This window comes from Variovorax boronicumulans (assembly GCF_019352895.1).
In the GTDB taxonomy this organism is placed as follows: Bacteria; Pseudomonadota; Gammaproteobacteria; order Burkholderiales; family Burkholderiaceae_C; genus Variovorax; species Variovorax boronicumulans_A.
The window spans coordinates 879,002-893,839 of record NZ_JAAAFX010000004.1 but is presented as its reverse complement, the minus strand read 5'-3'; the positions used below and the strand labels follow the sequence as shown (position 1 = coordinate 893,839).

At 69.8% G+C, this 14,838-nt stretch carries 14 protein-coding genes; 11 read left to right on the top strand and 3 right to left on the bottom strand.

Going from position 1 to position 14,838, the window contains the following annotated elements:
• Window positions 1-3 precede the first annotated feature (3 nt).
• Window positions 4-1,095 carry an ABC transporter ATP-binding protein gene (locus tag K0H49_RS05730; RefSeq protein ID WP_219210151.1) on the bottom strand — a complete coding sequence of 364 codons (1,092 nt, stop codon included), beginning with the start codon at window positions 1,093-1,095 and terminating at the stop codon, window positions 4-6.
• 319 nt (window positions 1,096-1,414) lie between these two features.
• Here K0H49_RS05730 and K0H49_RS05725 point away from each other — a divergent pair, with 319 nt between their 5' ends.
• The 11 genes from K0H49_RS05725 (at window position 1,415) to K0H49_RS05675 (ending at window position 12,558) form a co-directional block, all read left to right on the top strand.
• Window positions 1,415-2,479: an ABC transporter substrate-binding protein gene (locus K0H49_RS05725; protein ID WP_219210150.1), complete on the top strand. Its 1,065-nt coding sequence runs from the start codon at window positions 1,415-1,417 to the stop codon at window positions 2,477-2,479.
• Window positions 2,480-2,483: 4 nt separating this feature from the next.
• Window positions 2,484-3,218: a maleate cis-trans isomerase family protein gene (locus K0H49_RS05720; RefSeq protein WP_219210148.1), complete on the top strand. Its 735-nt coding sequence runs from the start codon at window positions 2,484-2,486 to the stop codon at window positions 3,216-3,218.
• A 76-nt stretch (window positions 3,219-3,294) separates the two neighbouring features.
• Entirely contained in the window at window positions 3,295-4,017 is a 723-nt protein-coding gene (locus K0H49_RS05715) for a GntR family transcriptional regulator (RefSeq protein WP_219210146.1), read from the top strand.
• Window positions 4,018-4,084: 67 nt separating this feature from the next.
• Entirely contained in the window at window positions 4,085-5,452 is a 1,368-nt protein-coding gene (locus K0H49_RS05710) for an amidohydrolase family protein (RefSeq protein WP_219210143.1), read from the top strand.
• Window positions 5,453-5,658: 206 nt separating this feature from the next.
• The gene (locus K0H49_RS05705; protein WP_219210141.1) at window positions 5,659-6,654 is read left to right on the top strand and encodes an ABC transporter substrate-binding protein; all 996 of its coding nucleotides are present in this window, start codon (window positions 5,659-5,661) and stop codon (window positions 6,652-6,654) included.
• A gap of 234 nt (window positions 6,655-6,888) precedes the next feature.
• Complete coding sequence (locus K0H49_RS05700) at window positions 6,889-7,746, top strand: ABC transporter permease (RefSeq protein ID WP_219210140.1); 858 nt, start codon at window positions 6,889-6,891, stop codon at window positions 7,744-7,746.
• Between the two features lies 1 nt (window position 7,747).
• Entirely contained in the window at window positions 7,748-8,518 is a 771-nt protein-coding gene (locus tag K0H49_RS05695; protein WP_219210137.1) for an ABC transporter ATP-binding protein, read from the top strand.
• 1 nt (window position 8,519) lies between these two features.
• Entirely contained in the window at window positions 8,520-9,536 is a 1,017-nt protein-coding gene (locus tag K0H49_RS05690) for an NAD-dependent epimerase/dehydratase family protein (protein ID WP_219210136.1), read from the top strand.
• Entirely contained in the window at window positions 9,529-10,320 is a 792-nt protein-coding gene (locus tag K0H49_RS05685) for an SDR family NAD(P)-dependent oxidoreductase (protein WP_257624597.1), read from the top strand. Before K0H49_RS05690 ends, K0H49_RS05685 begins: the two co-directional genes overlap by 8 nt.
• A 58-nt stretch (window positions 10,321-10,378) precedes the next feature.
• Entirely contained in the window at window positions 10,379-11,800 is a 1,422-nt protein-coding gene (gene hydA / locus K0H49_RS05680) for a dihydropyrimidinase (protein WP_219210134.1), read from the top strand.
• Between the two features lie 14 nt (window positions 11,801-11,814).
• A complete protein-coding gene (locus K0H49_RS05675; protein ID WP_219210132.1) occupies window positions 11,815-12,558 on the top strand; it encodes an aspartate/glutamate racemase family protein in 744 nt (247 codons plus the stop codon).
• A gap of 29 nt (window positions 12,559-12,587) precedes the next feature.
• Here the strand turns inward: K0H49_RS05675 and argF are convergent, their stop codons facing one another.
• Window positions 12,588-13,532, bottom strand: a complete 945-nt coding sequence (argF, locus tag K0H49_RS05670; RefSeq protein ID WP_183025545.1) for an ornithine carbamoyltransferase — start codon at window positions 13,530-13,532, stop codon at window positions 12,588-12,590.
• Window positions 13,529-14,734, bottom strand: a complete 1,206-nt coding sequence (locus K0H49_RS05665; protein ID WP_219210131.1) for an aspartate aminotransferase family protein — start codon at window positions 14,732-14,734, stop codon at window positions 13,529-13,531. The genes argF and K0H49_RS05665 overlap by 4 nt, the downstream gene beginning before the upstream one ends.
• Window positions 14,735-14,838: the final 104 nt, after the last annotated feature.

The following is a 14,838-nucleotide window of genomic DNA, read 5'->3' as shown; positions in this document are numbered from 1 at the left end:
GCGTCAGCCCGCGAAGACGCCGGCCGGCGAGCCCGGGCGCAGGCTCAGGCCCACGCGGTCGCCGGCTGCATAGCGGTGCAGCTCGGCATTGCGCGGCTGCGTGACCTTGACCGTGCGGCCGTTGCCCAGCAGCAGCTCGTAGACCAGCGAGGGGCCCAGCGGCAGCACCATCTCGACGGTGGCCGGCAGCGTGTATTCGGATGGCGCGGCCAGCGCCAGGTGCTCGGGCCGGGCCGCGACCACCACCGCGCCGCTGCGCGAGCAGGGCGCGGCGCGCTCGAGTGCCAGCGCGCCGCCGCCTTCGCAGGCCACCGAGAAGCCGCCTTGATCGCCCGCGGCCAGGCGGCCGGCCAGCAGGTTGGCGGTGCCGATGAAGGTCGCGACGAAGAGCGTGGCGGGCCGGTCGTAGATGGCCTCGGGCGTGTCGAACTGCTCGACGCGACCAGCATGCATTACCGCGATGCGGTCGGCCATCGACATCGCCTCGTCCTGGTCGTGCGTGACCAGCAGCGTGGTGATGCCGAGCTCGCGCTGGATGCGCTTGATCTCGATCTGCATGTCCAGCCGCAGGTTCTTGTCGAGCGCGGCGAAGGGCTCGTCGAGCAGCAGCACGCGCGGCCGCACCGCCAGCGTGCGGGCCAGCGCCACGCGCTGCTGCTGGCCGCCCGAGAGCTCGCGCGGGTAGCGCTTGCCGTAGTCGGCCATGCGCACCATCGACAGCATTTCCAGCGCCGTAGCGCGCGCGGCCGCGGCGTCGACGCCGCGTGCGCGCAGGCCGTAGGCCACGTTGGCCTCCACCGTCATGTGCGGGAACAGCGCGTAGTTCTGGAACACGATGCCCGCGCCGCGTTCGTTGGTCGGCAGCGCGTCGACGATCTCGGTGCCGATGCGCACCGTGCCGCCGGTCTGGCGCAGCAGGCCGGCCACCACGCGCAGCAGCGTGGTCTTGCCGCAGCCGCTGGGGCCCAGCAGCGCGACCAGTTCGCCCGCGGGAATGGCCAGCGACACCGACTCGACCGCGGTGGCACCGGCGTAGCGGTGATGGATCTGGTCGAGGACGACGTCGACGCCGGGCGCGCGAACGGGACTTTGCATGCGTGTGAGGACCAGCTGGTGCAACGTCGGAATGACGTCGCCATGCCTGCACGTCTCAAGAAACGTGCCATGCGATGCGGAGCGCGGCGGCAACCGATCCTGGCTACAACCAACCGGAAGATTGGCGCCAATATCGCATGAACTTGTGCACAGATGGTGCGTTTCGTTCCATGTTGGCGCATGCGGCCGCACCGCCATGGGGGCCGCTCCCGAGGCATCTCCCGGGCCGTCGGGGAGGGCGCTGCGTGGCACAAAGATTGCGCTGGATGGCCGAGCCTGGATCGCAGGCGTTGCCGCACCACCCCAAGGAATCCGCACCATGAGCACCTCCAGCACCTTCTTGTCCCGCCGCCAGCTGCTGCAAGGCGTGGCCGGCCTCGGCGCCGCCCAACTGGCCGCCCACACCGGCCTCGTGCACGCGCAATCGCGTTCGATCTCGGCCACCACCTACCCCGGTGCCTGGGAGTCGGCGCACCGCGCGATCCTGCTGCCGGCCTTCGCCAAGGCCACGGGCGCCTCGACCAACCTGGTGTCCTCGCTGGCGGTCGACACGGTGTCGAAGGTGGTGGCCTCCAAGGCCAATCCGCCCTACGACGTGATCATCCTGGACGAGGGCCCCTACCTGGCCGCGCTGTCGCAGGACATCTTCGAGAAGGTGCCGGTCGACAAGATGCCCTACCTCAAGGACGTGCCCTCGAAGCTGGTCGACCCGCGCGGCCTGGGCGTGTTCGTGTCGGGCCAGATCATCGGCATCGCCTACAACACCGAGAAGATCAAGAACCCGCCGCGTTCGTGGAACGACCTGCTCAAGCCCGAGTACAAGGGCCGCGTGGGCCTGGCGGGCATGGGCTCGACCCTGATGTCGGCCTGGATGGTCGAGATCGCGCGCCTCAACGGCGGCAGCGAGGAGAACCTCGAGCCGGCCTTCGCCTTCGTCAAGAAGCTCATGCCCAACGTGAGCGCGGTGGCCAGCAACCCGGGCTCGCTCGCCACGCTGTTCCAGCAGGGCCAGATCGACATTTCGGTGCACTACAACAACAACGTGGGCGACCTGCAGGGCAAGGGCGTGCCGGTGGCGCTGGCCAAGCCCGACACCGGCTGGATCCACATCAAGAGCGTGATGCACATCGTGAAGAACACCAAGAACCCTGACCTGGCCGCGGCCTACATCAACGCCGCGCTGAGCCCCGAGGTGCAGACCCGCATGGCGGCCGCACCGTACTTCGTCGCGCCGGTGAGTTCCAAGGCCGTGTTCAGCGAGGGCCTGCAGGCCTACGCGAAGAACACCGCCGACATCGAGGCGATGAATGGCGTCGACTGGGCCAAGCTCAATCCTCGTCGCGCGGAATACATCGACCGCTTCAACCGCGAAGTGAAAGTCTGACCGCATGAAGCGTGTACTGCTGGGGATGCTCACCCCCTCGTCCAACACCGCGCTGGAGCCGCTGACCTCGGCGATGGTCGCGGGCCTGCCCGAGGTGTCGGCGCATTTCGCGCGCTTTCGCGTGACCGAGATCTCGCTGCGCAGCCAGGCGCTGGGCCAGTTCGACATCGAGCCGATCCTCGAGGCGGCGCGGCTGCTGGCCGATGCGCGCGTCGACGTGATCGCCTGGAACGGGACGTCGTCGGGCTGGCTCGGCTTCGAGACCGACGAGGCGCTGTGCGCGCGCATCACCGCCGAGACGGGCATCCCGGCCTGCACCTCGGTGCTGGCCTTCAACGAAGCGATGGCGATGTCGGGCCGCCGGCGCTTCGCGCTCGCCACGCCCTACCTGGCCGACGTGCAGGAACGCATCGTGGCCAACTACCGCGCCAGTGGCCATGACTGCGTGGCCGAGCGCCACCTGGACCGCCATGTGAACTTCGAGTTTGCCGAGGTCACGACCGAGGAGATCCGCGCCATGGTGCGCGAACTCGCGGCCGCGTCGCCGCAGTGCATCTCCACCTTCTGCACCAACCTGCGCGCGGCGCGGCTGGTGCCGGCGCTCGAAGCCGAGCTCGGCATCCCGGTCTACGACACGGTCAGCACCGCGGTGTGGAAGGCGCTGCGGCTGTGCGGCGTCGACACGCGGCGGGTCGAGGGCTGGGGCAGCCTGTTCACCGAACTGCATGGCCTGCACTGAAGCCTGCACGGGGCGGACCGTCTCTGGGTACCATCCGAGCGTTCCTCGCTTTTCCTTTCGCACGCAAGCTCACACCATGGCCTCTTCCACTCCCCGGCGCGCGGCCAAGCCGGCCGCGAAGACCGCGTCCAAGGCCGACATTTACGAGCGCATCTACGAGGCCGTGGTCGAGCACCGGCTGCTGCCCGGCACCAAGCTCTCGGAGGAGCGCGTGGCCGAGCTGTTCGCGGTCAGCCGCACGCAGGTGCGTGGCGTGCTGCAGCGGCTGGCGGTGGAGCAACTGGTCACGCTGATCCCCAACCGCGGCGCCTTCGTCACCACGCCCAGCGTCGACGAGGCGCACGACGTGCTCGAGGTGCGCCGCACGCTCGAGCCCGCCGTCGTGCTGCGGCTCATCGACCGCATCGCCGAGGGCAAGGCGCCGACCGCCGTCAAGCAGTTGCGCGCGCTGCTCAAGCGCGAGCAGCAGGCCCACGCCAGCGGCGACCGGCGGGCCGCGGTGCGGCTGTCGGGCGAGTTCCACGTGCAGCTCGCTCAGCTCTCGGGCAGCAGCATCATGGCGCGCATGATGCGCGAGCTCACGCCACTGACCTGCCTCGCGATCCTGACCTTCGAGGCGCCCACCGTGGCCGCCTGTCCCAACGACGAGCACGCCCTGCTGATCGACGCCATCGAGACGGGCCAGAAGAAGGCCGCGGTCGCGCTCATGACCGAGCACCTGCACCACATCGAGCGCTCGCTCAACCTGCACGAGCGGGAGGAGCCGGAGATCGACCTGGCGGAGGCTTTGCTGGGCTGAGGCGCCCGCCGGACCCTTCGCAAGGATTGGATACACAACGCGGCATGCCCATTGCTTCGGCAACAGCATGGAACACGCTGCACCACCCCTCACGCCCCACCTCTTCGACCTGCTGCTGCTCGACGCCATCGCGCTGACCGCAGACCCCGCCCGCCCCGAGATCCGGGGCAGCGCCATCGGCATCCGTGACGGCTGCATCACCTGGCTCGATGCGCAACCGCCCGCCCACTACCAGGCCGCACGCACGCTGCGCCTGCCGGGCCACTTCGTCACGCCCGGCTTCGTCAACGTCCACACCCACGGCATCCTGACCATGGTCCGCGGCGTGGCGGCCGACCTGGGCTTCGCGCCCTCGTACACGCCAGGCATTCCCAAGGGCACGCAAGTCGACCCCGCGCAGGCGCGTGCGCTCGCGCGGCTGGGCGCGCTGGAGGCGCTCCTGTTCGGCTCGACCGTGATCGGCGACAACTTCGTGCATGCCGACGTCAGCACCGAGGCCGTGGTCGAACTCGGCGTGCGGCTGTGCCCGAGCTGGCGCATCCACGACGTGGACTTTGCGCGCGTGGCGCATGGCGACTGGCATCACGACCCGGCCATCGGCCAGCGCACGCTCGAGGCCGGCCTGGCGCTGCACGCACGCTGGGCAGGCCACCCGCGGGTGCGCGTCAACTTGGCGGCGCATGCGGTCGACACCTGCTCTGACGGCTTCCTCAAGGAGGTGGCGGCCGCTTCGGCACTGCACGGCCTCACGGTCAGCACCCACCTGGGCCAGAGCCAGGTCGAGGTCGACCGGGTGCGCGCGCGCAGCGGGCGCACCTCGACCGAGGTGCTGGAGGAGGTGGGCCTGCTCAACGAGCGGTTGATGGGCGGGCATTGCATCTACGTCACGCCATCGGACGCGCAGAAGATGGCCGCGGCCGGCGCGCACGCGGTGCACATCCCGAAGTGCAATGCCACCTCGGGCCGGCTCGCGCCCACGCCGATGCTGCAACGCGCGGGCGTGAACATGGCGCTGGCCACCGACACGCAGCACGGCGACATGGTCGAGCTGATGCGCTGGGCACTGGTCACGGCGCGGGTGCAGGAGGGCAAGGTCGACGACAGCTGGCAGCCGCGCCACGTGTTCCACATGGCCACCATGGGCGGCGCCAAGGCGCTGGGCATGGACGACACGCTGGGCAGCCTGGCCGTGGGCAAGGCGGCCGACCTGGTGGTGTTCGACGCCAACCGGCCGCACCTGCGTCCGCACGTCAACCCGCTGGGCAACCTGGTCCACACGGGCCAGGGCCGCGACGTGCGCATGGTGATGGTGGCGGGCGAGGTGCTGGTCGAGGACGGGCGCCCGACGAAGGTCGACATGGAGGCCGTCTGCGCTGAGGCCGAGGCGGCCTCGCGCGCGCTGTGGGGCGACGAGGGGCGGCGCTACTGGGAGTGAAGCCGCGGTGCATCGCGCACCATCGGCGGGAACTTTGTATCCAATCTGTGCGCTGCGTTGTTCTCAAAGACCCGCCGGGCATCCTTCTTTCGTCATGCGCTAGAGGAGAAAGGTGCTTTCGAAGATTGGATACAAAGCTGGCACGTCATTTGCTGAACAGGGGCAGGCACCGACATCGCGGTGCCATCCACCATCCCGGGGAACCCATGTTCAAGTTCATTGCCCAACTCTTCTTCCTGGCGGCCGCGGTGCTGCCGATGGCCAGCCAGGCCCAGGACGCGATCAAGCTCGGCTACGCCAAGTGCGCGCATTGCACGCCGCTGGCGCTCACGCCTGAGAACGCCACCGGCGTGAAGCTCGAGGCCATCGCCTTCAACACCGGCAACGACGTGCTGACCGCGCTGCTGTCCAAGAGCATCGACGTGGCCCAGGTCACCTACCTGCACTACGCCACCGCGCTCGACAAGGGCTTCGACGTGGTGGCGATCTCGGGCCAGATCAACGGCGGCTCGCAGATCCTGGTGGGCAACGACCTGCCGCTGGCCGAGAACGACTGGGCCGGCCTGAAGAAGCTGATCGCCGACTACAAGGCCCAGGGCAAGCCCTTCCGCGTGGCGGCCTCGCGCGGCAATGCGCAGGACATCCACATGCGCGGCGCCTTCGCCAAGCAGGGCATCGACATCAACAAGGACGTGCAGTTCATCAACATCCCGAACCCGTCGGACCACGTGCAGGCACTGCGCCGCGGCGAGGTCGAGCTGATCTGCTCGGTCGACCCCTTCGCCACCCAGATCCGCGAAGTCAAGGCCGCCAAACTGTTCGCCTACCCCTATGACCAGGCCGCGGGCAAGCTCACCAACCTGATCGTGACGCGCTCCGACGTGATCGCCTCGCGTCCCAAGGGCGTGGAAGAGACGGTGCGCTCGATCGTCAAGGTCAACGACCTGATGAGCAGCAACAAGACGCTGTTCGTCGACACGATCCAGAAGGTCACGGGCCTGGACAAGGCCGTCGCCACCGGCGCGGTCGCGAACCTCTACCCCGACTACGAGATGCACCGCGCCTCGGCCGTGGCCATCGCCAGGATGATGCGCGACCTCAAGTACATCAACACCGACGTGAGCGCTGCGGTGGAGAAGAACATGGACTACCGCTTCCTCGAGGCGGTCACGGGCAAGCCCAAGTCCGCACTGGGGTATTGACCCACCCCCGATCCGGCGCACTTCGTGTCGCCGGTCCCCCCTCAAGGGGGCGCACCCGATGGCCCGGCAAAGCCGAAGGCATGACCCACCCCCGATCGGCTCACTGCGTGTAGCCGGTCCCCCCTCAAGGGGGCGCACCCGGCGGCCCGGCTAAGCCGGTTCCGCGGGTGCCCGCGAAGGGGTCCGAGGAAAGGGAAGGGCGCACTGCGCATTGAAAGAGTAAAGGTTTTGCAGATGACACAGCTATCCACTTCACTGCCGGCGGCGCAAGCGGCGGTGGTTTCCGTTCCGCTCTGGAAGCGGTTCTACAGCCGCATCGAGCGTGCGATCGTGCCGGTCCTGCTACTGGCGGGCTGGGAGATCTTTTCGCGCTCGGGGGTGCTGCCGCCCGCGCTGCTGCCGGCGCCGTCGCAGGTGCTGGTGGCCTGGGCCGACTGGGTGTTCGCGACCGACGGCAACACGCAGACCTACAGCGGGCACTGGATCCACGACGTGGCGTCGAGTGCGCTGCGGGTGTTCGCGGGCTTCGCGATCTCGACCGTGCTGGGCGTGGGCATCGGCATGGCGATCGGCTGGTCGCGCACGGTGGAGCGGCTGATCGAGCCGGTGCTGCAGATCCTGCGGCCGGTGCCGCCGGTGTCGTGGATTCCGCTGGCCATCATCTGGTTCGGCATCGCCGACAAGCCCGCCATCTTCCTGGTCTTCCTGGGCTCCTTCTTCCCGGTGTTGCTGAGCACCATCCACGGCGTGAAGAGCTGCGACCGCAACCTGCTGCGGGCCGGCGCCATGACCGGCGGCACGCCGGGCAAGCTGCTGCGCTACATCGTGTTCCCGGCGGCGCTGCCGAGCATCTTTTCGGGCCTGCGCATCGCGATCGGCTCGGCCTGGATGCTGACCGTCACGGCCGAGATGGTGGCGGTGAAGAGCGGCGTGGGCTACGTGCTCTGGGATTCGTACTACTTCCTGCGCTACGACATCGTGATCGCTGCGATGGTCAGCATCGGCCTGCTCGGCTTCTTGAGCGACCTGGCGATCAAGCTGATCGCCGCCCGCGTGCTGCGTTGGCAGCGCGGCACCACCAAGGAGGCCTGAGATGAGCCTGATCGAAATCAACAACGCCACGCGGCTGTTCGACGACCCCAAGCGCAAGGGCTCGGTCAAGGCGCTCGACAACGTGAGCCTGCACGTGGCGCGCAACGAGTTCCTGTGCCTGCTGGGCCCGAGCGGCTGCGGCAAGTCGACGCTGCTCAACCTGATCGCGGGCTTCGACAAGCCCAGTTCGGGCACGGTGCGCGTGGGCGGCCAGATCGTGAGCGCGCCCGGCGCCGACCGCGGCGTGGTGTTCCAGCAGCCCACGCTGATGCCCTGGCTCAGCGTCTGGGAGAACGTGGCCTTCCACCTCACGATGCAGGGCGTGGGCAAGGAGCTGCGGCGCAAGAAGGCGCAGCACTTCATCGAGATGGTCAACCTCAAGGGCTTCGAGAACCACTTCCCGAGCGAGCTCTCGGGCGGCATGAACCAGCGCGTGGGCATCGCGCGCGCGTTGCTCATGAACCCCGAGGTGATCCTGATGGACGAGCCCTTCGGCGCGCTCGACGAGCAGACCAAGATGGAGATGCATGCCGAGCTGGTGCGCATCTGGCGCGACAGCCAGAGCACCATCGTCTTCGTGACGCACGGCATCGACGAATCGCTGGCGCTGGGCACGCACGTGGCCGTGATGTCGGCGCGGCCGGGCCGCATCCGCGAGATGATCACGGTCGACCTGCCGCGCCCGCGCGACCCGACCAGCCCCGAGTTCAACGACGCCAAGCGCCACATCCTGTCGCTGCTGCGCCCCGAGCCCGTGGCCACGGAGGCCTGAGGTGTCGACCTTCGTCACCGGTGCCTGCGGCTTCGTCGGCCTGGCGCTGACCGAGCACCTGCTGTGGCGCGGCGAGGACGTGGTCGGCTTCGACCGCGCCGCGCCGCCGCCCGCCGCGCTGCGGGCCTTCGAGGGCCTGCCGGGGCGCTTCGAGATGGCGCAGGGCGACGTGCGCGACGCCGATGCGCTGCAGCAGGCCATGGCCGCGCACCGGCCGCAGCGGCTGGTGACGCTGGCCGCGATCACCGCCGATGCGCAGCGCGAGCGCGCCACGCCGGGCGCGATCTTCGACGTCAACGTGGGCGGCGTGATCGCGGCGCTCACGGCCGCCGCGGCCTGCGGCGTGACGCGGGTGCTGCATGCGAGCTCGGGCTCGGTCTATGGCGCGAGCGGCGCGGGCGCCGAGGCGCTGTGCGAAGACACGACACCGCTGCGGCCCGAAGGGCTCTACGGCATCTCCAAGCAGGCGGCCGAGGGTGCGGCACTGCGGCTCGCGGCGCTGCACGGCCTCGACCTGGTGGTGGGCCGGCTCGGCACCTGCTTCGGCCCCTGGGAGGCCGACACCGGCGTGCGCGACACGCTCAGCGCACCGCTGCAGATCCTGCGCCTGGCCGAGCGCCGCGAGCCGGTGCGGCTGCCGCGCGCGGGCCGGCGCGACTGGCTCTATGTGCGCGACGTGGCGGCCGCGATCAGCGCGCTGCTCGATCGTCCGCACCTGCCCCGCGCCGTCTACAACGTCGCCGCGGGCTTCAGCGGCGCGATGACCGAGTGGTGCGCCGCGGTGGCCGCGCGCCATCCGGGCTTCGACTGGCGGCTGGCGCGCGAGGGCGAGCCGGCCAACATCGACTACTACGCGCCCTACGACCGTGCGCCCATGGCCATCGACCACCTGCGCGCCGACACCGGCTTCGCGCCGCGCTTCGACCTCGCGGCCGCGGCCAAGGACTTTCTCGGCTGGCGTGACGGCCAGGGCCTTTCACCTCGCACGCGGCGCCTGTCGCATCCTGCCCATGCCTGATTCCTCATCCTCCCAACGCATGGCCGGCCAGGTCTGCATCGTCACCGGTGCCGCCTCGGGCATCGGCCGCGCGATCGCGCGCACGCTGGCCGCGCAGGGCGCGACGGTGGTGGTGGCCGACGTCACGACCGAGGTCATCGAAGGCGGCGCGCCTACCGCGGAAGTGATTGCAGCGGAAGGTGGCCAGGCCGTCTTCATCCCGACCGACGTGGCGCGCACCGAACAGGTCGATGCGCTGGTGGACCAGGCCGTCGCGCGCTTCGGCCGGCTCGATGTGCTGGTCAACAACGCCTGCATCCGCCACGCGCGGCCGTTGCTCGCGCTCGAGGAGGCCGACTGGCTGCGCGTGCTCGACGTGAACCTGGGCGGCGTCTACCGCTGCTGCCGCGCGGCGGTGCGCCAGATGGTGCGGCAGGCGCCGGTCGACGAGGTGCGCGGGCGCATCGTGAACCTGTCCTCGCAGCACGGCATCATCGCCGCGCCCGGCGACCTGGCCTACGGCACCAGCAAGGCCGGCACCGCCTACCTCACGCGCCAGGTCGCGGCCGACTACGCGGCGCAGCAGATCGTCTGCAACGCGGTCGCGCCCGGCAAGATCCAGACCGGCGCCGGCGGCCGCGCCATCGACCCGGTGGTGATGGAACGCGCCGAGCGCCGCACGCCCTGGCCCCGGCTGGGCCGGCCCGACGACGTGGCGCGCGCGGTGCTGTTCCTGGCCAGCAGCGAAGCCCGCTTCATCACCGGCACCGAGTTGATGGTCGACGGTGGCTGGATGGCGGCATGACCCACCGTCCGACGCCGTCGGGCGCCCCTTCTTGATTTCTTCACCCCGCACACCTCCCATGTCCGACTTCGACCTCGTCATCCGCAACGCGCGCGCCGTGACCGCTTCCGACACCTTCGACTGCGACATCGGCATCCGCGCCGGCCGCATCGTGCAATTGGGCGCGGGCCTCGGGCCGGGCGCGCGCGAGATCGATGCGGCCGGCCGCACCGTGACGCCCGGCGGCGTCGATGCGCACTGCCACCTCGACCAGCCGATGCCGCCGCCCCAGCGCATGGCCGACGACTTCGACAGCGGCACGCGCTCGGCGGCCTGCGGCGGCACCACCACCGTGATCCCCTTCGCGGCGCAGCACAAGGGGCAGTCGCTGCGCGCCGCGGTCGAGGACTACCGCGCGCGCGCCGAGGGCAAGGCGCATGTGGACTACGCCTTCCACCTGATCGTGAGCGACCCCACGCCCGAGGTGCTGAAGGTGGAGCTGCCGGCGCTGATCCGCGAGGGCTTCACCTCCTTCAAGATCTACATGACCTACGACGACATGAAGCTCGACGACGGCCAGATCCTCGACGTGCTCGACGTCGCGCGCCAGGAAGGCGCGATGGCGATGCTGCATGCCGAGAACTCCGACTGCATCGAGTGGCTCACGCGCCGGCTCGAGGCCGCGGGCCGCACCGCGCCGCGCTTCCATGCGCATGCGCGGCCGATGCTGGTCGAGCGCGAGGCCACGCACCGCGCGATCGCGCTGGCCGAGCTGGTCGACGTGCCGATCCTGATCGTGCACGTGTCGGGCCGCGAGGCGGTCGAGCAGATCCGCTGGGCCCGCGCGCATGGCCTCAACGTGTTCGCCGAGACCTGCCCGCAGTACCTGTTCCTCACGGCCGAAGACCTGGGCATCGACGACAGCTACAAGGGCGCGAAGTGCGTCTGCAGCCCGCCGCCGCGCGACAAGGCCAACCAGCAGGTGATCTGGGACGGGCTCAACGACGGGCTGTTCACCGTCTTCTCGTCCGACCACGCGCCCTTCAAGTACGACGCGCCCGAGGGCAAGAAGCCCGACGGCGAGGAGGTGGCCTTCCGCCACATCCCCAACGGCATCCCGGGCCTGGAGACGCGCATGGCGCTGCTGTGGTCCGAGGGCGTGCTGGCCGGCCGCATGACGGCCAACCGCTTCGTCGACCTCACCGCCACCGGGCCGGCCAAGGCCTACGGCCTGCACCCGCGCAAGGGCACGATCGCGATCGGCGCCGATGCCGATTTGGTGGTCTGGGACGAGCGCGAGGTGGTGATCGAGAACGCCAAGCTGCACCACGAGGTCGACTACACGCCCTACGAGGGCATGCGCCTCAAGGCCTGGCCGGGGCTCACGATCAGCCGCGGCGAGGTGGTGTGGGACGGGCAGGACTTCCATCCGCGGCGCGGGCGCGGCGAGCTGCTGGCCTGCGGCAGGCCCTCGCTGCTGCCGGCGCGGCGCGCGGCTTGAGCGGGGCGAACGCGATGCGCCTGCTCGTCATCAACCCCAACATCTCCGAGAGCGTCACCGCGCTGATCGAGGCCGAGGCGCGCCGCAGCATGGCGAGCGGCACGCAGCTCACGATGAAGACCGCGCCCTTCGGCGTGGCCTACATCGAGACCCGCTTCGAGGCGCTGATCGGCGCCTACGCGGTGGCGCAGGTGGCGGCCGAACATGCCGAGGGCCACGACGCGGTGATCGTGGCGGCCTTCGGCGACCCGGGCCTGGGCGGCCTGCGCGAGGTGCTGCCGATGCCGGTGCTTGGACTCACCGAGTCTGCGCTGGCCAGCGCCTGCCTGCTGGGCCACCGCTTCTCGATCGTCGCGATCTCGCAGCGCATCAGCGCCTGGTACCGCGAGGTGGTCGAGGCCAACGGCCTGGTCGGCCGGCTGGCGAGCATCCGTGCGCTCGACCAGCCGCTGCCCGGCATCGGCAGCGTGCAGACCGACCATGCGCAGGCGCTGCGCGCGCTGTGCTTGAGGGCGGTGGAGGAGGATGGTGCCGAGGTCGTCGTGCTGGCCGGCGCGCCGCTGGCGGGCCTGGCGCGCACGCTGCGCGGCGAGCTGCCGGTGCCGGTGGTGGATGGCGTGTCGAGCGCGGTGCGGCATGCCGAGTCGCTGGTGGCCCTGGCGCCCGGCAAGGCGACCCGGGGCAGCTTCGCGCCGCCGCCGCTCAAGCCCAACGCCGGGCTGCCGCCGGCGATCGAGCGTCTGCTGCAGCGCCGCTGAACGGGCGCCGCGGCGCTCCCGTCAGGCCGTCAGGCGGTGAGTCGGCCCAGCAGCAGGAACTCCATCAGCGCCTTCTGCATGTGCAGCCGGTTCTCGGCTTCGTCCCAGACCACGGACTGCGGCCCGTCGATCACCTCGGCCTCGACTTCCTCCCCGCGGTGCGCGGGCAGGCAGTGCATGAACAGCGCGTCGGGCTGGGCCACGCGCATCATCTCGGCGTCGACGCACCAGTCGGCGAAGGCGGTGCGGCGCGCGTCGTTCTCGGCCTCGTAGCCCATGCTGGTCCAGACGTCGGTGGTGACCAGGTCGGCGCCGCGGCAGGCTTCCATCGGGTCCTTGAAGACCTTGTAGCTTTCGGCCGAGCGGATGCCCGCGATCGACTGGTCGACCTCGTAGCCGCTGGGCGTGCTCAGGTGCACCTTGAAGCCCAGGATCTCGCTGGCCTGCAGCCAGCTGTTGGCCATGTTGTTGCCGTCGCCCACCCAGGCCACCGTCTTGCCCTTGATCGAGCCGCGGTGCTCGATGAAGGTGAAGATGTCGGCCAGGATCTGGCAGGGATGGAACTCGTTGGTCAGGCCGTTGATGACCGGCACGCGCGAGTTGGCGGCGAAGGCGTCGATCTTGTCCTGGCCGAAGGTGCGGATCATCACGATGTCGACCATGCGGCTGATGACCTTGGCGCTGTCCTCGATCGGTTCGGCGCGGCCCAGCTGGCTGTCGCCGGTGGTGAGGTTCACCACGCTGCCGCCCAGCTGGTACATGCCGGCCTCGAAGCTCACGCGGGTGCGCGTCGAGGCCTTCTCGAAGATCATCGCCAGCGTGCGGTCGACCAGCGGCTGGTGGCGCTCGTAGGCCTTGAACTTCTTCTTGATCAGCGCGGCGCGCTCGAACAGGTAGCCGTACTCCTCGGCCGAGAGGTCGGAGAACTGCAGGTAGTGCCGGATCGGCGCGGCGGCGGGGCTCGAGGTGCTCATGGCTTGGGCTCCGCGAGGAAGGTCTTCACCAGCGGCGCCAGGATGGCGACGATCTCGTCGGCCTCGGCCACGCTGAGGATCAGCGGCGGCACCAGGCGGATCACGCTGTCGGCCGTGACCGAGAGCAGCAGGCCGGCCTCGCAGGCGCGGTTGAGGATCACGCCGCATGGACGGTCGAGCTCGATGCCCAGCATCAGGCCCTGACCGCGCACTTCCTTCACGCCGGCCAGGCCCTCGAACTCGCGCTCGAGCGCGGCCTTCAAGTGGGCGCCGACGTTGGCCGCGTTCTCGAGCAGCTTGTGCTCTTCCATGATGCGGATGGTTTCGACACCGGCGCGCATCGCCAGCGGGTTGCCGCCGAAGGTGGTGCCGTGGTTGCCCGGGCCGAAGATGTTGGCGGCCTTGGGGCCGGCCACGACCGCGCCGATCGGCACGCCCGAGCCCAGGCCCTTGGCCAGCGGCATGACGTCCGGCTTGATGCCGGCCCACTGGTGGGCGAACCACTTGCCGGTGCGGCCCATGCCGCACTGCACCTCGTCGATCATCAGCAGCCAGTCGCGCTCGTCGCACAGCGCGCGCACCTGCTTGAGGTACTCGATGCGCATCGGGTGGATGCCGCCTTCGCCCTGGATGGTCTCGAAGAACACGGCGACCACGTTGGGGTTGCCTTCGGTGGCCTTCCTGATGGCCTCGATGTCATTGAGCGGCACGCGGATGAAGCCCTCGACCAGCGGGCCGAAGCCCTTCTGGACCTTGGGGTTGCCGGTGGCCGACAGCGTGGCGATCGAGCGGCCATGGAAGGCGGCTTCGTAGACCACGATCTCGGGGCGTTCGATGCCCTTGTCGTGGCCGAACTTGCGCGCCAGTTTGAGCGCCGCCTCGTTGGCCTCCAGGCCGGTGGAACAGAAGAAGGCGTTGGTCAGGCCCGACAGCTCGGTCAGCTTGGCGGCGAGCTGCTCCTGGCCGGGCACGTGGTAGTAGTTGGAGCTGTGGATCAGCTTGGCGATCTGGTCCTGCAGCGCGGGTACCAGTTCGGGGTGGTTGTGACCCAGCGTGTTCACGGCGATGCCGCCCAGCCCGTCGAGGTAGACGCGACCGTTCGTGTCCCAGACTCGGCAGCCCTGGCCGTGCGACAACGCGATCGGCAGGCGGCCGTAGGTGTTCATGACGTGGGGCGAGGTGGGTTCGGCAAGGGCGCTCATGCGGTTCTCCGGGAAAGGGAAGGGGATTCTAGGCCGCGCTCTCCCTGGGGTTGTTGCTGATTCCGCATCGCAGCAATGTCGTCCCGCATCCGTCGGGCCGGGCC

Coding starts and splice junctions, on each gene's coding strand:
- K0H49_RS05700 (WP_219210140.1), top strand. CDS start 6,889: ATGACACAGCTATCCACTTCACTGCCGGCGGCGCAAGCGGCGGTGGTT.
- K0H49_RS05695 (WP_219210137.1), top strand. CDS start 7,748: ATGAGCCTGATCGAAATCAACAACGCCACGCGGCTGTTCGACGACCCC.
- K0H49_RS05730 (WP_219210151.1), bottom strand. CDS start 1,095: ATGCAAAGTCCCGTTCGCGCGCCCGGCGTCGACGTCGTCCTCGACCAG.
- argF (WP_183025545.1), bottom strand. CDS start 13,532: ATGAGCACCTCGAGCCCCGCCGCCGCGCCGATCCGGCACTACCTGCAG.
- K0H49_RS05725 (WP_219210150.1), top strand. CDS start 1,415: ATGAGCACCTCCAGCACCTTCTTGTCCCGCCGCCAGCTGCTGCAAGGC.
- K0H49_RS05715 (WP_219210146.1), top strand. CDS start 3,295: ATGGCCTCTTCCACTCCCCGGCGCGCGGCCAAGCCGGCCGCGAAGACC.
- K0H49_RS05675 (WP_219210132.1), top strand. CDS start 11,815: ATGCGCCTGCTCGTCATCAACCCCAACATCTCCGAGAGCGTCACCGCG.
- K0H49_RS05710 (WP_219210143.1), top strand. CDS start 4,085: ATGGAACACGCTGCACCACCCCTCACGCCCCACCTCTTCGACCTGCTG.
- K0H49_RS05685 (WP_257624597.1), top strand. CDS start 9,529: ATGCCTGATTCCTCATCCTCCCAACGCATGGCCGGCCAGGTCTGCATC.
- K0H49_RS05665 (WP_219210131.1), bottom strand. CDS start 14,734: ATGAGCGCCCTTGCCGAACCCACCTCGCCCCACGTCATGAACACCTAC.
- K0H49_RS05705 (WP_219210141.1), top strand. CDS start 5,659: ATGTTCAAGTTCATTGCCCAACTCTTCTTCCTGGCGGCCGCGGTGCTG.
- K0H49_RS05720 (WP_219210148.1), top strand. CDS start 2,484: ATGAAGCGTGTACTGCTGGGGATGCTCACCCCCTCGTCCAACACCGCG.
- hydA (WP_219210134.1), top strand. CDS start 10,379: ATGTCCGACTTCGACCTCGTCATCCGCAACGCGCGCGCCGTGACCGCT.